Here is a 20,015-nt window from a genome sequence, read left to right on the forward strand (position 1 = left end):
TCGGCGAATGTCTACTATCTCACTTCGAGGCGTGTTTCCAGACTCGACGCGGATCATCCGATTCCATGACCAATACAACGCACCGCACCACCACCGAACCGCCCGCCCGCCATGGGACGGGCTCGCCGCGCATCGCCGGCACCGCCGTGGCCTTCACGCAGCACCGCCACACCCAGGACGACGTCGCACGCGAACTGATCGGCGTCGCCCCAACAGGTTTCGAACGCTTCGTGCGCACCAGCGGTGTCGACACCCGAAACCTCGCCTTGCCACTGTCGCGCTACCCCGAGCTGAACGGCTTCACCGCCGCGAACGACGCCTACATCGAGGTGGCGGTGGATCTGGGAACGCAGGCGGTGCGAGCGGCTCTCGACGCAGCACACGTCGACCCCCGCGAGGTCGACGCGATCGTCTCGGTGTCGAGCACCGGCGTCGCGGTGCCCACCATCGACGCGCGACTGGCGTCGATGGTGGGACTGCGTCGAGACGTCAAGCGCATCCCCCTGTTCGGGCTCGGTTGCGTCGCAGGCGCGGCAGGCATGTCCCGCGTGCACGACTACCTCCGTGGCTATCCGAGCCACGTCGCCGTGCTGCTGTCGGTCGAACTGTGCTCGCTCACGCTGCAACGCGACGACTCCTCGATCCCCGCACTCATCGGGGTGTGTCTGTTCGGGGACGGGGCGGGTGCCGTCGTCGCCACGGGTGCAGACCGCGCTCCGACGTACGCGACCGCGCCGAGCGGCCCGGCCGTCCTCGCGACGCGCAGCGCACTGTTCCCCGGCACGGTGGACGTGATGGGTTGGAAGGTGGGCACCGGCGGCTTTGGGCTGGTGATGTCGCGCGACGTTCCCCGCATGGCCGACGATCACCTGCGTGGCGAGGTCGACCGGTTCCTCGCCGACCACGGTCTCACCACCGCCGACATCTCCACGTGGATCTGCCACCCCGGCGGACCCAAGGTGATCGACGCGATCCAGAACGCGATCGAGTTGCCGCCCGCGGCGCTCGCACACAGCAGGCAGTCCATGCGCGAACACGGCAACGTGTCGTCGGTGTCGGTGCTCGACGTGCTGGGGCGGACCTTGGCGCAGCCACCCGCGGCAGGCGATCTCGGCGTCATGCTCGCGATGGGCCCGGGATTCAGCTTCGAACTCCTGCTCCTGAGCTGGTGAGCGCGACCGTGTACTACCTGTTCATCCTGGCCGTCGGCGCCGAACGGCTCGTCGAGCTGGTGGTGTCGAGGCGCAACACCGCGTGGTCGATCAGCAACGGCGGCAGGGAGTTCGGCCGTGGACACTACCCGGCCATGGTGGCCATGCACGGGCTGCTGCTGGCCAGTTGCGTGATCGAGGTGGCCGTCGGGCACCGGCCGTTCGTCGGTTGGCTGGGGTGGCCGATGGTGGCCCTCGTCGCGCTCAGCACCGCGACGCGGTGGTGGTGCGTCGCCACGCTCGGCAAGCACTGGAACCCACGGATCATCGTCATCCCCGGCGCTCCACTCGTCGCACGCGGACCGTACCGCTGGCTGCACCACCCGAACTACACCGCAGTCGCCATGGAGGTCGCGGCCCTGCCGCTGGTGCACTCCGCGTGGGTCACCGCGATCGTGTTCAGCGCGGCCAACGCCGCCATGCTGAACGTGCGCATCCGCACGGAGAACACCGCGCTGGGGTACGCCTGACGGCGTGCGACGGTTTGGGAGGACTGGCGGTGGCGGAGGGATTTGAACCCCCGGTCGGTGTTAGCCGACTCTCGCTTTCAAGGCGAGTGCAATAGGCCGCTCTGCCACGCCACCGTGGGACAGCCTAAGGCCTTCAGACCCGACCCATCCTGGCGGGCGGCGCGGCATCGCGCAGTCCGGCGCCGATGCGTCGGCAGTTCTCCCCCATGGCGGCGATCTGCGTCCGGGACAACCTGCCGAGGAAGTGGGTGCGCACCCCGTCCCCGTAGGTGACCAACGCGTCCTTCAGCAGTGCCCGGCCCTCGGGCGTGATGGTGGCCAGCACGCCGCGGCCGTCGTCCGGACTCGAACAGCGACCGACCAGGCTCTGCGATTCGAGCCGGTGAATCTGACGGGTGACCCGGCTGGGCAACGACATCAGTTCCTCGGCGAGATCCCCCATCCGCGCTGAGCCCGTCGGTGACCTGTCGAGCAGGTCGAGTAGTCGCACGTCGTTGAGCGTCAGGTGGTGCGATTCCACCAGTTGTTTGTTCAACGTGGCGTACAGCCGCAACGCGGCATCTAGAAAGTTTTGCCAAGATCGTTCCTCGGCAATGTCGAGCCCAGGCATGGCGCTCGCGGTTCGCCCTGCAATCATCCCCTCCATGGCGTCATAGTAGAACTCTCGACCGCAAGTAGTAGCGTTATTGACATGCGTGCTATCCCTGCTGTCTCGGCCGACGATCTGCGCTGGGTGGAGGTGCCGGACGTCGCAGCTCAGCCTGGTGAAGTGATCATCGAAGTGGTGACCGCAGGGGTGAACCGAGCCGATGTCCTGCAGGCGGCGGGCAACTATCCGCCGCCGCCCGGCGCGAGCGACGTCATGGGGCTGGAGGTGTCCGGGCGGATCGCCGAGATCGGTGAGAACGTTGCCACGTGGTCGGTCGGCGACGAGGTGTGCGCTTTGCTGGCAGGCGGCGGCTACGCCGAGCGGGTCGCCGTTCCCGCGGCGCAGGTAATGCCCGTGCCCGACGGTGTCGACTTGCACAGCGCGGCGGCCCTGCCCGAGGTGGCGTGCACCGTCTGGTCCAACCTCGTGATGACCGCCGGCCTGACCGAGGGCCACCTCCTGCTCGTCCACGGCGGCGCGAGCGGCATCGGCACCCACGCGATCCAGGTGGCCCGCGCGCTCGGCTGCCGCGTCGCCGTCACGGCGGGTTCGGCGGAGAAGCTCGCGTTCTGCGGGGAACTCGGTGCCGACGTCGCGATCAACTATCGCGAGGACGACTTCGTCGAGGCGATCAAGCGCGAGCCCGACAGCCAGGGGGCCGACGTGATCCTCGACATCATGGGCGCCTCCTACCTCGACCGGAACGTCGATGCGCTCGCTCCGGACGGGCGCCTCGTCGTCATCGGATTCCAGGGTGGCGTGAAGGCCGAACTCAACATCGGCAAGCTCCTCGCCAAACGGGCAGGCGTCATCGCGACGGCGCTGCGCTCACGGCCGCTGGACGGCCCATCCGGCAAGGGCGCGATCGTCGACGAGGTGGTGGCCAACGTGTGGCCGATGATCGCCGCGGGCAAGGTGCGCCCGATCGTCGGAGCCGAGCTGCCGATCACCGAGGCCGCTGCGGCCCACCGCATGCTGACGGCCGGCGAAGTGACCGGGAAAGTGCTGCTGCGCGTACGGGATTGACGCTAGCCGAGCGAGGCGAGCGCACGGACCAACTGGTCCACCTCGGCCATCGTCGTGTAGTGCGCGAGGCCGACCGTGACGGCACCGCCGATGTCGCTGACGCCGATCACGTCGAGCACCCGCGACGTCGTGTTGGACACTGCCAGCACGCCGTTGTCGGTGAGACGCTGGATCACCCGCTCCGCCGGAACGCCGTGCACGGCGAGGCTGAGCACGGGGATGCGGGCCTCGGGCGCTCCGATCACCATCACCAGCGGCAGCGAGCGCAACGCCGCCAGCAGGTACTCGAACAGCCGGTCCATGTAGGCGCCGGCGGATTGCATTGACAGCGCCAGTCTTTCGCGGCGGGTGCCGGACGCGGCCTCGTCGAGGTTCGCGAGGTACTCGACGCTGGCGACCACGCCGGCGAGCATGCCGTACTGGTGTGCGCCGACCTCCAGTCGCGCGGCACCGGTGGCCAGCGGGTCCAACGCGACCGACCCGAAGGTGTCGATGAGCGAGGGGTCGCGGAACACCAGCGCGCCGATCGGGGGGCCGCCCCACGCCACCGCGTTCACAGCGACGACGTCGGCCTCGACCTCGTCGATGTCGATCAGGCGGTAGGGAGCGGCAGCCGAGTGATCGACCACGACCAGACCGTTGTTCTCGTGCACGAGCTTGGTCACGGGGCGCAGGTCCGTCAGGGTGCCCAGCGAAGACGACGCCGACGTCAGCGCAACCAACCTCGTGGGCTTGGTGATCAGGCTCTCCCACTGCCACGCGGGGACGTCACCGGTCTCGATGTCGACCTCGGCCCACTTCACCTTCGCGCCATACCGATTCGCTGCGCGCAGCCACGGCGAGATGTTGGCCTCGTCGTCGAGGCGACTGACCACCACCTCGTACCCGAGGCCCACCCGCGACGAGGACGCGTCAGCCAGCGAGGCGAGCAGGATCGCGCGATCGGCGCCCAGCACGACGCCGCGGGGATCGGCACCGACCAGATCGGCAACGGCCTGGCGCGCGGCCGCCAGCACCGCGGCACTGCGCTTGGCGGCGGGATGCGGGCCGACGTCGGTGGTCATCGAGCCGCGGAAGGCGGTCGACACGGTCGTCGCGACCGAGTCGGGAAGCAGCATGCCGTAGGGGGCGTCGAAGTGCACCCAGCCGTCGCCCAGCGACGGGTGTAGACCACGCACCCGGGCGACGTCGTATGCCATGCCACCCACCTTCGAGCGAATGAAAACCGCAATTTCCAACGATCTCGGGTGACCGACGGCATCTTCCGACGCCCGTGCCTTGATCAGACGGGGCCACCTCGGCAGCCATACTAGTGCAGTGAGCTTGGCCTTCGGCGTGCTAGTGGCTTGGTCGTTGCTAGTCATCCCCGGAGCAATCGTCGCCCGCACGGCTCAGCTAACTTGGCCCGTCGCCATCGCGGTCGGGGCGCCGCTCACCTACGGGGTCGTGGGTCTCGCCATCCTGCCGTTGGGCGCGGTTGGCATTCCGTGGAATGGCTGGACGGCCCTGGGGTCGCTGCTGGTGATCGTGATCGCCATCACAGCGCTGCAGGTTTCGCTGTCGCGGTTCCGCGACCGTCCTCCGCCGGGAACTGTGATGTCGACCGGGCCGGCACTCGTCGTCGCAGCCGGGGTGATGCTGGGCGCGGTACTCATCGGGTACGCCGCCGCGCGAGGACTTCCGCAGTGGCAGTCGGTGCCGAGCAACTGGGACTCCGTGTGGCACGCGAACACCATCCGCTTCATCGTCGACACCGGCCAAGCCTCACCCACCCACATGGGCGAGCTGCGCAACGTCGAGACCCACGCGACGCTCTTCTACCCGTCGGCGTTCCACGCGCTCGCCGCCCTGGCGTGCCAGCTCACCGGCATCGCGGCAACCAGCGCATACACGCTGTCCTCGCTGATCGCCGCCATCTGGCTGTTCCCGGTCAGCGCCGCCGCACTGACGTGGTTCCTGCTGCGCGATCACGACCGGTGGCGGGCGGCGGGCTGCGCGGCGGCCGCCGCGGCGCTCACCGCGTCGTTCACCGCCGTGCCCTACGTCGAGTTCGACACGGCGTCGATGCCCAACCTCGCCGCCTTCGGTCTGGCAGCGCCGACCGCCGTCCTCGTCGTCTCCGCCGTGCGGCACCGCACCCTCGTCCCGATCGCCGTCCTCGCGCTGGTGGGCATCTTCTCGGTGCACATCACCGGCGGCGTGGTCGCGGTGACGTTCGTCGCGGCGTGGTGGCTGATCGAGGGACTCTGGCGGCCGATCCGGGGCCGGGGGGCCGACGCCGTCACCCTCGCCCTCGTCGCGGTGCCCGCCGTGCTGCTGCTGCTCCCCCAGTTCCTGGGCGTCCTCGCCCAAGCCGAGATCATCGCCGGCCATGCCTACGTCACCCATCAGGGACGCAGGCGGGTGCTGTTCGAGGCCGTGGCCCAGCACACCCGCCACCTCAACGACTACCCCATCCAGAACGCGATCCTGCTGCTGTCGGCGCTCGGCTTCCTTTACCTCATCGTCCGGCGGATCTGGTGGCCGCTGGCGGTGTGGCTGCTCCTGATCGTCTCGATCGTGCACTCCGCCGCCCCGTTCGGCGGCCCCATCGGCGCGGTCACCGGCGTCTTCAGCGACCTCTTCTACAGCGACCCCCGGCGGTTGTCGGCGGTCGTCACGATGCTGCTGGCACCCATGGCGGGCATCGCAATGTTCACCGCAACGGCCTTCGTCGTCGACCGCGGCCGCAGGCTCGCCCCCCGCGTGCCGCCGCGGGCGTGGCACGCCGTGACCGCCGTCGTGCTCGTCGGCGTGACGGTCGGCCTGGCCTGGCACTACCTGCCCCGGCACCGGTACCTGATCGGCGAGAAGTACGACTCGGTGATGATCAACGCCAAGGACCTGGAGGCGTTCGCCCACCTCGCGACCCTGCCCGGCGCCCGAGACACCGTGATCGGCAACGCCAACACCGACGGCACGGCGTGGATGTACGCCGTTGCGGGATTGCACCCGCTGTGGACCCACTACGACTTCCCGCAGCAGCAGGGCCCGGGGTATGAGCGGTTCAACTTCTGGGCGTACGCCGATCAGGCCGACACCGATCCCCGGGTCGCCGAGGCGGTGCGGGCGCTCGACATCCGCTACGTCCTGACCAGCACACCGGTCGTGCGCGGGTTCGTCATGCCCGACGGACTAGTGTCGCTAGACGAGTCACGGTCGTGGAAGAAGATCTACGACAACGGCGAGGACCGCATCTACGAGTGGCAGGGTTCCGTTGGGGCCGGCCAGCGGTAGGTCGCGGCTGAGAGGGAATGCAGAGGGCATGACACAGGACGACAGCGACTTCGAGATCATCAGCAACATCCCCGACGAGGAGGGTGACGGCGATGGCGGCGGCGACGGCAAGTCGCTGACCGATCTGGTCGAGCAACCCGCCAAGGTGATGCGCATCGGCACGATGATCAAGCAGCTCCTCGAAGAGGTTCGCGCCGCTCCGCTCGACGACGCCAGCCGCACCAAGCTGCGTGACGTGCACCGCACCAGCATCGCCGAACTCGAGGACGGGCTGGCTCCGGAACTTCGCGAGGAACTCGAACGCCTGACGTTGCCGTTCAGCGACGACACCGTTCCCTCGGACGCCGAACTGCGCATCGCCCAGGCCCAGCTCGTCGGCTGGCTCGAGGGTCTGTTCCACGGCATCCAGACCGCGCTGTTCGCCCAGCAGATGGCCGCCCGCCAGCAGCTCGAGCAGATGCGCCAGGGCGCGCTGCCGCCGGGCGTCGGAGCGCCGGGCCCACGCGGCCCCGGACACTCCACCGGGACCGGTCAGTACCTCTAGGCGCTGAGCGGAAACTGACACAGGTGGAACCTCGCATCTCGACCCAGAACGCCTGGGTCGAGTTCCCGATCTTCGACGCCAAGTCGCGATCGCTGAAGAAGGCCTTCCTTGGCAAGGCGGGCGGCACCATCGGCCGCAACGCCTCCAACGTCGTGGTCATCGAGGCGCTGCGCGACATCACGCTTTCGCTGAAGATGGGCGACCGCGTCGGGCTCGTCGGGCACAACGGAGCGGGCAAGTCGACGCTGCTGCGGCTGCTGTCGGGGATCTACGAACCCACCCGCGGATCGGCGACCGTCACCGGCCGGGTGGCGCCGGTGTTCGACCTCGGCGTCGGGATGGATCCCGAGATCTCGGGCTTCGAGAACATCATCATCCGCGGGCTCTTCCTCGGGCAGACCCGCAAGCAGATGATGGCGAAGGTCGACGAGATCGCCGACTTCACCGAACTCGGCGAGTACCTGTCGATGCCGCTGCGCACGTACTCGACCGGCATGCGGGTGCGCCTAGCGATGGGCGTCGTCACCAGCATCGATCCGGAGATCCTGCTGCTCGACGAGGGCATCGGCGCCGTCGACGCCGAATTCATGAAGAAGGCCCGGACCCGGCTGCAGGACCTGGTGGCACGCTCGGGAATCCTGGTGTTCGCCAGTCACTCCAACGAATTCCTGGCCCAGCTCTGCGACACCGCCATGTGGATCGACCACGGCACCGTCCGGATGGCCGGCGAGATCGAGGACGTCGTGCGCGCCTACGAGGGCGAGGACGCCGCGCGGCACGTGCGCGAGGTCATCGACGAGCACGATCGCTGGGATGCCCCGGGTGGCTAACGCCGACGGTCTGGTGATCGCGGTGGTGGTCACGCACCGCCGCGTCGACGCCCTCGCCCGCTCGTTGACGGTGGTGTCCGGGCAGACCCGGGCGCCTGACCACCTGATCGTCGTCGACAACGACTTCCCCGACGGCAAGGGCGACCCCCGCGTCCGCGAACTCGTCGACGCGCTGCCGGTGCCGACGACGTATCTCGGCTCTCTGCGAAACCTCGGCGGCGCAGGCGGTTTCGCGCTCGGCATCCTGCACGCACTGGCACTCGGCGCCGACTGGGTGTGGCTCGCCGACGACGACGGCCGCCCCGCCGACGAGACCGTGCTGGAAACGCTGTTGGCTTGCGCCGCACGGCATTCGCTCGCCGAGGTCTCGCCGATGGTGTGTGACATGGACGACCCCGCGCGCCTGGCGTTCCCGCTGCGGCGCGGCCTGGTGTGGCGGCGACGGGTGTCCGAGCTGCGCGTGGACGGCGCAGGCGACCTGCTGCCCGGCATCGCGTCACTGTTCAACGGCGCCCTGTTCCGCGCCGCCACGCTGGAAGCCGTTGGCGTACCGGACATCCGACTGTTCATCCGGGGCGACGAGGTCGAGGTGCACCGCAGGCTGGTGCGCTCCGGTCTCCCGTTCGGTACCTGCCTGGACACCGTGTACCTGCATCCGCAGGGCTCCGACGAGTTCAAGCCGATCCTGGGCGGGCGCATGCACACCCAGTACCCCGCGGACGAGACCAAGCGGTTCTTCACCTACCGCAACCGCGGCTACCTGCAGTCCCAGCCCGGGCTGCGCAAGCTGATCCCCCAGGAGTGGGTGCGATTCGGCTGGTTCTTCCTGGTGTCACGCAGGGACCCGGCCGGCCTGCGGGAGTGGATCAGGTTGCGACGGTTGGGTAGACGCGAGAGATTCGGGAGGACGAGTCGAGCATGACCTTCACCGACGCCGCCGCGCAGTCGAAGACGATGGCGCGCGCGTGGGGCGACCTGACGGCGGGCTTCGCCAAGCGCGAGCTATGGCTGCACCTGGGTTGGCAGGACATCAAGCAGCGGTACCGGCGCTCGGTGCTCGGCCCCATCTGGATCACCATCGCCACCGGCACCATGGCCGTTGCCCTGGGCGGGCTGTACTCCAAGCTGTTCAACCTCGAACTGTCCGAGCACCTGCCCTACGTCACGCTCGGGCTGATCATCTGGAACCTGATCAACGCGGCGATCCTCGAGGGCGCGGACGTGTTCGTCGCCAACGAGGGACTGATCAAGCAACTGCCGACGCCACTTTCGGTGCACGTGTACCGCCTGGTGTGGCGGCAGGTGCTGCTGTTCGGGCACAACATCGTCATCTTCGTCGTGATCGCGATCATCTATCCGCAGCCCTGGAAGTGGACCGATCTGATGTTCATCCCTGCGCTGGCCCTGATCGTTTTGAACTGCGTCTGGGTGGCGCTGTGCTTCGGCATCCTGGCCACGCGCTACCGCGACATCAGCCCGCTGCTGTTCAGCCTGGTCCAGCTGCTGTTCTACATGACCCCGATCATCTGGAACGACCAGACGCTGCGCGATCAGGGCGCAGGCGGCTGGGCGAAGATCATCGAGTTCAATCCGCTGCTGCACTACTTGGACATCGTTCGTGCTCCACTGCTGGGCGCCGATCAGCAACTGCACCACTGGGTGGTGGTGATCGCACTGACCATCGTCGGCTGGATCGTCACGGCGTTCGCGATGAAGCAGTACCGTGCGCGCGTGCCGTACTGGGTGTAACCCGGCGCGGCCCGCTCAGCGGCGCGGCGCCTTCATCCGCGTCGCCACGTTGAACCGGTTCCAGGTGTTGATGGTGACCGCCATCGCGATCACCTGCGCCAACTCCTTCTCGCTGAACACCTCGGCGGCCCTGAAGTAGACATCGTCGGAGACGTGTCCGTGGTGCAGTTCGGTGATGGCCTCGGTCAGTTCCAACGCGGCGCGTTCCCGGGCGCTGAACAGATCGCCTGCCTCCTCCCATGCGGCGATCAGCGCGAGGCGCTGCTCGGTCTCGCCGTGCTTGCGTGCGTCGGCGACGTGCATGTCGAGGCAGAACGCGCAGTGGTTGATCTGGCTGGCGCGGATCTTGATCAGTTCGCCGATGGTCGGGTCGACGTCCTTGGCCGAGGCGTTGGACAGCTTCATCATCGCGTCGTACAGCTCGGGGGAGACCTTGTAGATGCTGAGTCGGTCGATGGCGGTGGGGTGTTCGAGTGTCTGCGTCATGACGACGACGCTAGGCGGCAAAGGACCGCTGAGATGGATCAATTCTGGGCGGTGTTCATGGGCCAATCAGGACGAGGCGTTGCGGCCCGTCACCGCGTCCAGCGCCAAGGCCAGGGTGGGGTACAGGCCGATGTGCTCGGTCACCCCCGCCATGACGAGCGGTCGACTGGTGCCGGGTCCATCGGCCGCCACCGCATATCCGACGTCGGGCCCGAGCATCCGCATGGTCGTGATCAGGACCTGAATCCCGTCCGAGGTCAGCAGGTCCACCCCGGTGAAGTCGAAGACGAAACCGTCCGGCTTCTTTTGGACGGCCACCGCGGCCGCGCCATATAGCGCGGGTGCCGTCGTCGTATCGACGGTCCCGGTCGCCACGAGCACCACGACACGGCCGTGCCACGTCTCGGATACCGCGAAGTCGGTGATGCGCTCCTCCTCGGGTCGGCAGTCCCAGCCCAGCGTTAGTTTCGCAGAGCCGCCGAGCGAAGAAGCCGGCCGAAAGGCAATTGGGACCCTTCGGTGACCCGGTTGAGGCCACCCCGAGCCATCACCGGAGTGCTTCAATTCGACGGTGACTTCATGGGCCAATACCGGCGCCCGCGACCTGCACCTCGAACTGCGCGACGCCATCACACCGGGCACCCGGGGCGTCCGTGAGCTGCTGCTCGACGCGCTGCGTGACACGGTGCGCAGCGGTCGGCTGGCTCCCGGTCTCATGTTGCCGCCGTCGCGCACGCTGGCCGCAGACCTCGGATTGGCCCGCAACACCGTCGCCGAGGCCTACGCCGATTTGGTCGCAGAGGGCCTGCTCGGCTCACGGCAGGGCGCGGGCACGTGGGTGCTCGACGGCCGCCCCACGCCGCTGCCCGCCCGACCGCGCGGCGCACCGGGCACGCCGACGCACAACCTGATGCCCGGCTCTCCCGACGTCGCCGCATTCCCCCGCAGCGCCTGGCTGGCCTCGACCCGGCGTGCGCTGTCCGCCGCCCCCACCGAGGCGCTGCGCATGGGCGACCCCCGGGGGCGCATCGAGCTGCGCGAGGCACTCGCCGAGTACCTCGGTCGCGTCCGCGGCGTCCGCGCCTCGCCCGAGGAGATCGTGATCTGCGCAGGCACCCGGCACGCCGTCGAGATCCTGGGACGCGCGCTCGGCGGGCCGTTCGCCGTGGAGGCCTACGGCTTGTTCCTCTTCCGCGACGCGCTGGCGGCCATGGGCATCGGGACCGTCCCGACCGGCGTCGACGACCACGGCGCCATCATCTCCGACCTCGACCGCGTCTCGGCGACCGCGGCGCTGCTGACGCCGGCACACCACTTCCCCCACGGCGTCCCCCTACATCCCGCTCGTCGCACCGCGGTCGTGGAGTGGGCGCACCGCACCGGCGGCCACCTGCTCGAGGACGATTACGACGGCGAGTTCCGCTACGACCGGCAGCCCATCGGCGCCGTGCAAGGACTGGACCCCGACCGCGTCGTGTATCTCGGGTCGGCCAGCAAGAGCTTGTCCCCCGCCCTGCGCATCGGGTGGATGGTGCTGCCCGACGACCTGGTCGACCGCGTGGTGGCTGCACTCGGCGGCCAGCAGTTCTACGTCAACGCCATTGCGCAACTCACCATGGCCGACTTCATCTCGACGGGCATGTACGACAAGCACATTCGTCGCGCCAGGCTGGCCTACCGGCGTCGGCGCGACCGCTTGGTCGAGGCGCTGGCCCCCTTCGACGTCGGCATCAGCGGCATGTCGGCGGGGCTGCACCTGATGCTGACCCTGCCCGACGGCACCGAAGGCGAAGTCCTGCGCCGCGCCGGAGAGGCCGGCATCGGGCTGTCCGGGCTGGCACTGCTCCGACACCCCGACGCGACACCCGAGACGCCGCGCACCGACGGGATCGTGGTCAGCTTCGGCACACCGGCCGAGCACGCCTTCACTGCCGCCGTCGACGCACTGTGCGGTGTGCTGGGCGGCGTGGAGGGCCTGCGCGGGTCCACTGGCTAAGCTCCGTGCGTGGCCGAGCCCCCGATGTCGCCGAACCTGAGTCTGACCACCCAGATCTGGCGGTTCCTGGCCACCGGCGGGCTGTCTGCGATCGTCGACTTCGGCTTGTACGTGCTGTTCCTGCGACTGGGTCTACACGTCAACGTGGCCAAGACGCTGAGCTTCATCGCGGGCACCACCACCGCGTATCTGATCAACCGGCGCTGGACGTTCCAGGCGCCGCCGAGCCGGTCGCGATTCATCGCGGTGTGCGTGCTGTACGCCGTCACCTACGCCGTGCAGGTCGGCATCAACTACGCGCTGTACACGCTCTGGGACGACAAGCCGTGGCGGGTGCCGGTCGCCTTCGTCATCGCGCAGGGCACGGCCACGGTGATCAACTTCGTGGTGCAGCGGGCGGTGATCTTCCGGTGGGCAGGAGCGTAGCGACCGGGGGATGTTCCGGCTGAGGTGAGCGGTGGGGCGGGCGCGGTACCCTCGTCACGATGTTGGAGACCACGACCCGCCGGCTCACCGGCTGGGCCCGCACTGCGCCGACCGTGGCCCGGGTGTTGTCGACACCCGATCCCGAGGTGATCGTCAAGGCCGTCACCGAGGCCGACGGCCGCGGCGTGATTGCGCGCGGGCTCGGCCGCTCCTACGGCGACAACGCGCAGAACGGCGGCGGGGTGGTCGTCGACATGACCGCGCTGCACCAGATCCACTCGATGAACCGCGACAGCCACCTGGTCGACGTCGACGCAGGCGTGAACCTCGACCAGCTGATGCGCGCGGCCCTGCCACTTGGCCTGTGGGTGCCCGTCCTTCCCGGCACCCGCCAGGTCACGGTCGGCGGCGCCATCGCGTGCGACATCCACGGCAAGAACCACCACAGCTCGGGCAGCTTCGGCAACCACGTCCGCGCCATGGACCTGCTCACGGCCGACGGCAACGTGCACCACCTCACCCCGGACGGCGACGAGGCGCCGCTGTTCTGGGCGACCGTCGGCGGCAACGGACTGACCGGCATCATCCTGCGCGCCACGATCGCGATGACGCCGACCGAGACGGCCTACTTCATCGCCGACGGCGACGTCACGTCCGGCCTCGACGAGACCATCGCGTTCCACAGTGACGGCACCGAGTCCAACTACACCTACTCGAGTGCCTGGTTCGACGCGATGAGCGCGCCGCCGAAGCTGGGCCGCGCGGTCATCTCCCGCGGCTCACTGGCCACCATCGACCAGCTCCCGCCGAAGCTTCGGAAGGATCCGCTGAGATTCGATGCGCCGCAGTTCTTCACCGCGCCCGACGTGTTCCCGAACGGATTGGCCAACAAGCTGACGTTCGGCCCCATGACCGAAGTCTGGTACCGCATGGGCAAGACCTACCGCGGCAAGACGCAGAACCTGACGCAGTTCTACCACCCGCTCGACATGGTCGGAGAATGGAACCGCGCCTACGGTTCCGACGGTTTCACCCAGTACCAGTTCGTGGTCCCCGTCGAGGCGGTCGACGAGTTCAAGCGGCTGCTGGTCGACATCCAGCGCTCCGGACACGTCTCGTTCCTCAACGTGTTCAAGCTCTTCGGGCCCGGTAACCAGGCGCCGCTGAGCTTCCCCATCCCCGGATGGAACGTCTGCGTCGACTTCCCGATCCGGCCGGGACTGGGCGAATTTCTCGACGGCCTGGATCGCCGGGTGCTCGAGTTCGGCGGCAGGCTGTACACCGCCAAGGACGCGCGCACCACGGCCGACATGTTCCACGCCATGTATCCACGCATCGACGAGTGGATCGCCGTGCGCCGCAAGGTCGATCCGGACGGCGTCTTCGTCTCCGACATGGCCCGACGTCTGGAGCTTCTGTAAATGGTCTTCGATGCCACGGGCAACCCCCAAACCATCCTGCTGCTGGGCGGCACCTCCGAGATCGGCCTCGCGATCTGCGAGCGCTACCTGCGTGACGCGTCGGCACGGGTCATCCTGGCCGACCTGCCGGGCCACCCGCGCAAGGACGCCGCCATCGCCGCGATGACCGCGGCGGGCGCGAAGTCCGTCGAGTGGATCGACTTCGACGCCGTGGACACCGACGCGCACCCCGCGGTGATGGATGCCGCCTGGGGCGAAGGTGCCACGAAGAGAGACGTCGACGTCGCCATCGTCGCGTTCGGACTGCTCGGCGATGCCGAGGAACTGTGGCAGAACCAGCGCAAGGCCGTGCAGATCGCCGAGATCAACTACACCGCAGCGATCTCCGTCGGCGTGCTGCTTGGCGAGCGGATGCGCGCCCAGGGGTCGGGCCGGATCATCGCGATGAGTTCGGCCGCCGGTGAGCGGGTGCGGCGGTCCAACTTCGTCTACGGCTCCACCAAGGCCGGCCTCGACGGGTTCTACCTCGGACTCGGAGAAGCGCTGCGCGAGTTCGGCGTTCGGGTGCTCGTCATCAGGCCCGGCCAGGTGCGGACGTCGACGACGATTGCGCACTGGGAGGCGACCGGGGCCAAGGAGGCACCGTTCACCGTCGACAAGGAGTACGTCGCCGAACTGGCCGTGAGCGCCTCGGCCAAGGGCAAGGAGTTGGTGTGGGCTCCCGGTGCCTTCCGCTACGTGATGATGGTGCTGCGCCACGTGCCACGGCCGATCTTTCGGAAGCTGCCGATCTGACGTGCTAGTCGTAGCCGGCCGGGCGGCGGCCGCGATGGTCGGCGCCGCGGCCGTCGCGGTGGTCGTCGCCGTCGTCGCGTTGGCGGCGATCGCCAGGGTGGAATGGCCCGCGTTCAACTCCAGCAACCAGCTGCACGCACTGACCACCGTCGGCCAGTTCGGCGCCCTGGCAGGCATCTTCGCCGCGGGATGGCTGTGGCGTCGAGGCAGACAGTGGCTGGCCCGCGCGGCCGGCGTGACGTTCCTCGCCGCATTCGCCGTCGTCACCCTCGCCATGCCGCTCGGCGCCACCAAGCTGTATCTGTTCGGCGTCTCGGTGGATCAGCAGTTCCGCACCGAGTACCTCACGCGGCTCACCGATTCCGCCATTCCGCACGACATGACCTACATCGGACTGCCGCCGTACTACCCACCCGGCTGGTTCTGGCTGGGCGGGCGAATGGCCGCGCTCACGGGCATGCCCGGCTGGGAGGCGTTCAAGCCCTGGGCCATCATCTCGATCACCGCCGCCGTGGCCGTCGCACTGGGGCTGTGGGCGTTCATGATCCGGTTCGAGTACGCACTGGCCGTGGCAACCGCCACCACCGCGACGACGCTGGCCTATTCGTCGACCGAGCCCTACGCGGCCATCATCTCCGTGCTGCTGCCGCCGGTGTTCGTGCTGGCGTGGTCGGGGCTGCGGGGTAGAGGCCGCGGGAATCGGCAAGCTGGGTGGGCGGCCGTGATCGGGGTCGGGCTGTTCCTCGGCGTCGCCGCGCTCTTCTACACCTTGCTGCTCGGGTACGCGGCGTTCACGATCGTGCTGATGGCGCTGGTCCTCGTCCTCGCCGGACGGGGTCGCGCCAGGTGGGACCCGCTGCTGCGGTTGGGGGTGATCGCCGTGATCTCCGGTGCGATCGCGCTGATCGGCTGGGGGCCGTACCTGCTGGCCGCCGCCAGGGGCGCACCCGCCGACCGCGGCACCGCCCAGCACTACCTGCCCGACGACGGTGCTCAGCTGACCTTCCCGATGCTGTCGTTCACGCTGCTCGGCGCACTCTGCCTACTCGGCACGCTGTGGCTGGTGGTGTACGCCCGCAGCTCCACCCGCGCGGGGGCCCTGGCCATCGGCGTGCTCGCCGTCTACGCGTGGTCGCTGCTGTCGATGCTGACCACGCTCGCGGGCACCACGCTGCTCTCCTTCCGGCTGCAGCCGACGCTGACCGTGCTGCTGACCGCCGCAGGAGTGTTCGGATTCATCGCGACCGCCCGGATGCTCGCGTCCCGCGTCACCCCGACGACGGGCAGACGCGTGCTCGCAGGCGCCACCGTGGTCGGCGCCATCGGGGCGATGACGTTCAGCCAGGACATCCCCAACGTGCTGCGGGGCGACATCGCCGTGGCCTACACCGACACCGACGGCTACGGCCAACGCGCCGACCGGCGACCGCCCGGCGCCGAGCGCTACTACGCCGACGTCGACGCACGCATCACCGCGGCGACCGGTAGGCCGCGCAACGAGACCGTCGTCATGACCGCGGACTTCGGCTTCCTCGCCTACTACCCCTACTACGGCTTCCAGGGTCTGACGTCGCACTACGCGAACCCGCTCGCCCAGTTCGAGGAGCGGTCGGCCGTCATCGAGGATTGGGCCACGCTGACCGACGCCGACGACCTCATCGCCTCGCTCGACGGACTGCCGTGGCAGCCACCGACGGTGTTCCTGATGCGGCACGGCGCCAACGACACCTACACACTGCGGCTGGCCAGCGACGTCTACCCCAACCAGCCGAACGTCCGGCGCTACCAGGTCGCGCTGGACGCCGCGCTGTTCGACGACCCGCGCTGGGAGACCACCGACGTCGGCCCGTTCGTGTTGGCGATCCGCAAGTGAGCGACGAGCGCCAGACGCCTGCGGAACCCGGACCACTAACATCTAGCCCCGTGAGCCGACAGGGTGCCGCGGGGGTGTCGAACCACCGGACCGTACGACTCATCGCCATCGTCGCCGGCCTCCTCGGCGCGCTGCTCGCCGTGGCCACCCCGCTGCTGCCGGTCGAGCAGACCACCGCAGAACTGAACTGGCCGCAGAACGGCGTCCTCACCAGCGTCGACGCGCCGCTGATCGGCTACGTGCCGACCTCCATGGACGTCAGCATTCCGTGTAGCACCGCCGCGGGCCTCACCAGTGCGCGCAACGTGTTGCTGTCCACGGTGCCGAAGCAGGCGCCGAAGGCCATCGACCGCGGCCTGCTGATCGAGCGCGTCGGCGACGACGTGTTGATGATCGTGCGCAACACCCCCGTCGTCAGCGCACCGCTGGACGAGGTGCTCAGCCCGGCGTGCGAGCGGCTGACGTTCACCGCGGGCGCCGACGAGGTGACTGGCGAGTTCGTCGGCCTCGAGAAGGGCCCCGAGTCCGACGACCCGGGCGCACCGCTGCGCGGCGAGCGCGGCGGCTACGACTTCCGGCCGCAGATCGTCGGCGTCTTCACCGACCTGTCCGGCCCCGCCCCGCCCGGCCTGACGTTCGCCGCCACGATCGACTCCCGCTACAGCACGTCGCCGACCCTGTTCAAGACGCTCGCGATGGTGATCGGCGTCGTGATGACGCTCATCGCTCTCGGCGCCCTGCACCGCCTCGACGTCGCCGACGGCGTCCGGCACCGGCGCTTCCTGCCGCCACGCTGGTGGTCGCTGACGCCGCTGGACGGTCTGGTCACCGCGGTCATGGTGTGGTGGCACATCGTCGGCGCCAACACCGCCGACGACGGCTACATCCTGACCATGGCCCGGCTGTCGGACAACGCCGGCTACATGGCCAACTACTACCGCTGGTTCGGCACACCGGAAGCGCCGTTCGGCTGGTACTACGACCTGCTCGCCCTGTGGGCGCACGTGAGCACCGCGAGCGTCTGGATGCGGCTGCCCACCCTGCTGATCGGGCTGGCCTGCTGGTGGGTGATCAGCCGCGAGGTGATCCCTCGGCTCGGGCACGCCGTCAAGCACTCCCGGGTGGCGGCCTGGACCGCCGCCGGACTGTTCCTCGCGTTCTGGCTGCCACTGAACAACGGACTGCGCCCCGAGCCGATCATCGCGCTCGGGATCCTGCTCACGTGGTGCTCGGTGGAACGCGGCGTCGCCACCAGCCGGCTGCTCCCGGTGGCGATCGCCGTCATCATCGGAGCGCTGACACTGTTCTCCGGACCCACCGGCATCGCGGCGATCGGTGCGCTGCTGGTGGCGATCGGCCCGCTGAAGACCATTGTCGGCCAACACGTCTCGCGCTTCGGCTATCTGGCACTGCTGGCGCCGGTGCTCGCCGCGTGCACGGTCACCGTCATCCTGATCTTCCGCGACCAGACGCTGATGGCCGAACTGCAAGCGAGTTCGTTCAAGTCGGCAGTGGGTCCCAGCCTGAGCTGGTTCGACGAACACATCCGCTACGAACGACTGTTCACCACCAGTCCCGACGGCTCGGTCGCCCGGCGTTTCGCCGTACTGACCCTGCTGCTCGCGCTCGCGGTGTCGGTGGCGATGTCGCTGCGCAAGGGCAGGATTCCGGGCACCGCGCTCGGACCGAGCCGCCGCATCATCGGCATCACGATCATCTCGTTCCTCGCGATGATGTTCACCCCGACCAAGTGGACGCACCACTTCGGCGTGTTCGCCGGTCTCGCAGGGTCACTGGGTGCGCTGGCCGCGGTCGCCGTCACCGCCGCCGCCATGAAGTCGCGGCGCAACCGCACGGTGTTCACCGCGATCGTGCTGTTCGTCGCCGCGCTGTCGTTCGCGACCGTCAACGGCTGGTGGTACGTGTCGAACTTCGGCGTGCCGTGGTCGAACTCGTTCCCGGAGTGGCAGTTCGGCTTCACCACCATGCTGCTCGGGCTGTCGGTGCTCGCGCTCCTCGTGGCGGCCTGGCTGCACTTTTCCGGCCGGTCGGACACCCCGCCCAGCAAGCCGCGACGATGGTCGCGCGTCGGACAGGCGCCGCTCGCGGTCGCCGTGTGGCTCGTCGTGATGTTCGAGGTCGTCTCGCTGACGCTGGCGATGATCGACCAGTACCCCGCGTGGTCGGTCGGCCGGTCCAACCTCGACGCGCTCACCGGGAAGACCTGCGGACTGGCCAACGACGTGCTCGTCGAACAGGACCCCAACGGCGGTCTGCTCGAGCCGATCGGCGTTCCCGCCGCTGCCGCACTGGGTGCGACGACCACGCAGGGCTTCAGCCCCAACGGAATTCCCACCGACGTGTCGGCCGACCCGGTGATGGAGCCCCAGGGCAGCGACAACTTCGCCGACACCGACGACTCCGCGGCCAGCGGCAGCGAGCCCGGCACCGAGGGCGGCACCACGACCGCCGCGGGCATCAACGGCTCACGCGCCCGGCTGCCCTACGGCCTGAACCCGCGCCTGGTCCCCGTGATGGGCAGCTGGCGGTCGGGCAACCAGCAGCCGTCCCGGCTCCGGTCGGCGTGGTACCGGCTCCCGCCCGTCGACGAGCGCGGGCCCCTGCTCGTCGTAGCTGCGGCAGGCCGCTTCGACCCGGGCGAGCTGACGGTGCAGTGGGCCACCGACGCCCAAGCCGCCGACGACGAGCCCGGCGGTGGCCTCGGCCTCGCCGACGTGGGCGCGGTGCCCGCATGGCGCAACCTGCGCGCCCCGATGTCGGCGATCCCCGACGACGCCACCCAGGTCCGCATCGTCGCCTCCGACGAGGACCTCGCACCCAACCACTGGATGGCGATCACGCCGCCACGCATCCCCGAACTGCGCACGCTGCAGGACGTGGTCGGCTCGACCGACCCCGTGCTGCTCGACTGGCTGGTGGGCCTTGCCTTCCCGTGCCAGCGACCGTTCGGGCACAACAACGGCGTCACAGAGGTGCCGAAGTGGCGCATCCTGCCCGACCGGTTCGGCGCCGAGGCCAACTCCCCGGTGATGGACTACATCGGCGGCGGACCGCTCGGCATCACCGAACTCCTGGTGCGCGCCAACCCCGTGCCGACCTACCTCGAGAACGACTGGTTCCGCGACTGGGGCGCGCTGCAGTCGCTGACGCCCTGGTACCCGAACGCGGAACCGGCGCGCATCGATCTTGGGACCGAGACCCGCAGCGGGCTGTGGAGCCCGGGACCGCTCAGATTGTCGTGA

18 protein-coding genes and 1 tRNA gene are annotated in these 20,015 nt (G+C 69.0%); 14 read left to right on the forward strand and 5 right to left on the reverse strand.

Features of this window, described 5'->3' with window-relative positions; translation table 11 throughout:
• The first annotated feature begins 65 nt into the window (after positions 1–65).
• On the forward strand, positions 66–1,172 hold the full coding sequence (locus tag LOK44_RS20450; protein ID WP_237571928.1) for a type III polyketide synthase: 1,107 nt from the start codon (positions 66–68) through the stop codon (positions 1,170–1,172).
• An 8-nt stretch (positions 1,173–1,180) separates the two neighbouring features.
• Positions 1,181–1,681 (forward strand): isoprenylcysteine carboxyl methyltransferase family protein, encoded by a 501-nt coding sequence (locus LOK44_RS20455; protein WP_237572117.1) that lies wholly within the window; start codon positions 1,181–1,183, stop codon positions 1,679–1,681.
• Between the two features lie 24 nt (positions 1,682–1,705).
• On the opposite strand, the gene LOK44_RS20460 is transcribed toward LOK44_RS20455, so the two are convergent.
• Positions 1,706–1,795: transfer RNA gene (locus LOK44_RS20460), tRNA-Ser, on the reverse strand.
• 19 nt (positions 1,796–1,814) lie between these two features.
• Positions 1,815–2,327, reverse strand: coding sequence for a MarR family winged helix-turn-helix transcriptional regulator (locus tag LOK44_RS20465; RefSeq protein WP_237571929.1), 513 nt, complete (start codon positions 2,325–2,327; stop codon positions 1,815–1,817).
• A gap of 45 nt (positions 2,328–2,372) precedes the next feature.
• Between LOK44_RS20465 and LOK44_RS20470 the strand changes: the two genes are divergently transcribed.
• A complete protein-coding gene (locus LOK44_RS20470) occupies positions 2,373–3,356 on the forward strand; it encodes an NAD(P)H-quinone oxidoreductase (RefSeq protein ID WP_237571930.1) in 984 nt (327 codons plus the stop codon).
• 2 nt (positions 3,357–3,358) lie between these two features.
• Here LOK44_RS20470 and LOK44_RS20475 read toward each other — a convergent pair whose 3' ends face one another.
• On the reverse strand, positions 3,359–4,555 hold the full coding sequence (locus LOK44_RS20475) for a cysteine desulfurase-like protein (RefSeq protein ID WP_237571931.1): 1,197 nt from the start codon (positions 4,553–4,555) through the stop codon (positions 3,359–3,361).
• Between the two features lie 118 nt (positions 4,556–4,673).
• Here LOK44_RS20475 and LOK44_RS20480 point away from each other — a divergent pair, with 118 nt between their 5' ends.
• From LOK44_RS20480 to wzm, 5 genes are read left to right on the forward strand one after another with little or no spacing between them, the layout of a single operon-like run.
• Positions 4,674–6,632 carry a DUF6541 family protein gene (locus tag LOK44_RS20480; protein ID WP_237571932.1) on the forward strand — a complete coding sequence of 653 codons (1,959 nt, stop codon included), beginning with the start codon at positions 4,674–4,676 and terminating at the stop codon, positions 6,630–6,632.
• 28 nt (positions 6,633–6,660) lie between these two features.
• On the forward strand, positions 6,661–7,176 hold the full coding sequence (locus tag LOK44_RS20485) for a bacterial proteasome activator family protein (RefSeq protein WP_237571933.1): 516 nt from the start codon (positions 6,661–6,663) through the stop codon (positions 7,174–7,176).
• A gap of 23 nt (positions 7,177–7,199) precedes the next feature.
• On the forward strand, positions 7,200–8,006 hold the full coding sequence (gene wzt / locus LOK44_RS20490; protein WP_372481276.1) for a galactan export ABC transporter ATP-binding subunit Wzt/RfbE: 807 nt from the start codon (positions 7,200–7,202) through the stop codon (positions 8,004–8,006).
• The gene (gene glfT1, locus LOK44_RS20495) at positions 7,990–8,928 is read left to right on the forward strand and encodes a galactofuranosyltransferase GlfT1 (protein ID WP_237571934.1); all 939 of its coding nucleotides are present in this window, start codon (positions 7,990–7,992) and stop codon (positions 8,926–8,928) included. The genes wzt and glfT1 overlap by 17 nt, the downstream gene beginning before the upstream one ends.
• Entirely contained in the window at positions 8,925–9,755 is an 831-nt protein-coding gene (wzm, locus tag LOK44_RS20500) for a galactan export ABC transporter permease subunit Wzm/RfbD (protein WP_237571935.1), read from the forward strand. Before glfT1 ends, wzm begins: the two co-directional genes overlap by 4 nt.
• 15 nt (positions 9,756–9,770) lie before the next feature.
• Here wzm and LOK44_RS20505 read toward each other — a convergent pair whose 3' ends face one another.
• Complete coding sequence (locus tag LOK44_RS20505; protein WP_237571936.1) at positions 9,771–10,241, reverse strand: carboxymuconolactone decarboxylase family protein; 471 nt, start codon at positions 10,239–10,241, stop codon at positions 9,771–9,773.
• Positions 10,242–10,307: 66 nt separating this feature from the next.
• A complete protein-coding gene (locus tag LOK44_RS30140) occupies positions 10,308–10,871 on the reverse strand; it encodes an STAS domain-containing protein (RefSeq protein ID WP_372481277.1) in 564 nt (187 codons plus the stop codon).
• Between LOK44_RS30140 and pdxR the strand changes: the two genes are divergently transcribed.
• The 6 genes from pdxR to LOK44_RS20540 are packed head-to-tail and all read left to right on the forward strand — an operon-like array spanning position 10,813 to position 20,015.
• The gene (pdxR, locus tag LOK44_RS20515; RefSeq protein WP_237571938.1) at positions 10,813–12,237 is read left to right on the forward strand and encodes a MocR-like pyridoxine biosynthesis transcription factor PdxR; all 1,425 of its coding nucleotides are present in this window, start codon (positions 10,813–10,815) and stop codon (positions 12,235–12,237) included. The genes LOK44_RS30140 and pdxR overlap by 59 nt on opposite strands.
• Positions 12,238–12,261: 24 nt before the next feature.
• Entirely contained in the window at positions 12,262–12,663 is a 402-nt protein-coding gene (locus tag LOK44_RS20520) for a GtrA family protein (RefSeq protein ID WP_237572119.1), read from the forward strand.
• Positions 12,664–12,722: 59 nt separating this feature from the next.
• The gene (dprE1, locus tag LOK44_RS20525; protein WP_237571939.1) at positions 12,723–14,084 is read left to right on the forward strand and encodes a decaprenylphosphoryl-beta-D-ribose oxidase; all 1,362 of its coding nucleotides are present in this window, start codon (positions 12,723–12,725) and stop codon (positions 14,082–14,084) included.
• Positions 14,085–14,879, forward strand: a complete 795-nt coding sequence (gene dprE2 / locus LOK44_RS20530) for a decaprenylphospho-beta-D-erythro-pentofuranosid-2-ulose 2-reductase (RefSeq protein ID WP_237571940.1) — start codon at positions 14,085–14,087, stop codon at positions 14,877–14,879.
• Positions 14,880–14,913: 34 nt separating this feature from the next.
• Positions 14,914–16,752 carry a galactan 5-O-arabinofuranosyltransferase gene (locus tag LOK44_RS20535; RefSeq protein WP_237572120.1) on the forward strand — a complete coding sequence of 613 codons (1,839 nt, stop codon included), beginning with the start codon at positions 14,914–14,916 and terminating at the stop codon, positions 16,750–16,752.
• Between the two features lie 50 nt (positions 16,753–16,802).
• The gene (locus tag LOK44_RS20540; protein WP_237571941.1) at positions 16,803–20,015 is read left to right on the forward strand and encodes an arabinosyltransferase domain-containing protein; all 3,213 of its coding nucleotides are present in this window, start codon (positions 16,803–16,805) and stop codon (positions 20,013–20,015) included.

It is taken from the genome of Mycolicibacterium lacusdiani, from assembly GCF_021916785.1.
GTDB lineage: Bacteria > Actinomycetota > Actinomycetes > Mycobacteriales > Mycobacteriaceae > Mycobacterium > Mycobacterium lacusdiani.

What these genes read in the sequence shown, in the direction of transcription:
- LOK44_RS20450 (WP_237571928.1), top strand. Translation starts at nt 66, where the DNA reads ATGACCAATACAACGCACCGCACCACCACCGAACCGCCCGCCCGCCAT.
- LOK44_RS20465 (WP_237571929.1), bottom strand. Translation starts at nt 2,327, where the DNA reads ATGGAGGGGATGATTGCAGGGCGAACCGCGAGCGCCATGCCTGGGCTC.
- LOK44_RS20470 (WP_237571930.1), top strand. Translation starts at nt 2,373, where the DNA reads ATGCGTGCTATCCCTGCTGTCTCGGCCGACGATCTGCGCTGGGTGGAG.
- LOK44_RS20475 (WP_237571931.1), bottom strand. Translation starts at nt 4,555, where the DNA reads ATGGCATACGACGTCGCCCGGGTGCGTGGTCTACACCCGTCGCTGGGC.
- LOK44_RS20485 (WP_237571933.1), top strand. Translation starts at nt 6,661, where the DNA reads ATGACACAGGACGACAGCGACTTCGAGATCATCAGCAACATCCCCGAC.
- glfT1 (WP_237571934.1), top strand. Translation starts at nt 7,990, where the DNA reads ATGCCCCGGGTGGCTAACGCCGACGGTCTGGTGATCGCGGTGGTGGTC.
- wzm (WP_237571935.1), top strand. Translation starts at nt 8,925, where the DNA reads ATGACCTTCACCGACGCCGCCGCGCAGTCGAAGACGATGGCGCGCGCG.
- LOK44_RS20505 (WP_237571936.1), bottom strand. Translation starts at nt 10,241, where the DNA reads ATGACGCAGACACTCGAACACCCCACCGCCATCGACCGACTCAGCATC.
- LOK44_RS30140 (WP_372481277.1), bottom strand. Translation starts at nt 10,871, where the DNA reads ATGGCGTCGCGCAGTTCGAGGTGCAGGTCGCGGGCGCCGGTATTGGCC.
- LOK44_RS20520 (WP_237572119.1), top strand. Translation starts at nt 12,262, where the DNA reads ATGTCGCCGAACCTGAGTCTGACCACCCAGATCTGGCGGTTCCTGGCC.
- dprE1 (WP_237571939.1), top strand. Translation starts at nt 12,723, where the DNA reads ATGTTGGAGACCACGACCCGCCGGCTCACCGGCTGGGCCCGCACTGCG.
- dprE2 (WP_237571940.1), top strand. Translation starts at nt 14,085, where the DNA reads ATGGTCTTCGATGCCACGGGCAACCCCCAAACCATCCTGCTGCTGGGC.
- LOK44_RS20535 (WP_237572120.1), top strand. Translation starts at nt 14,914, where the DNA reads ATGGTCGGCGCCGCGGCCGTCGCGGTGGTCGTCGCCGTCGTCGCGTTG.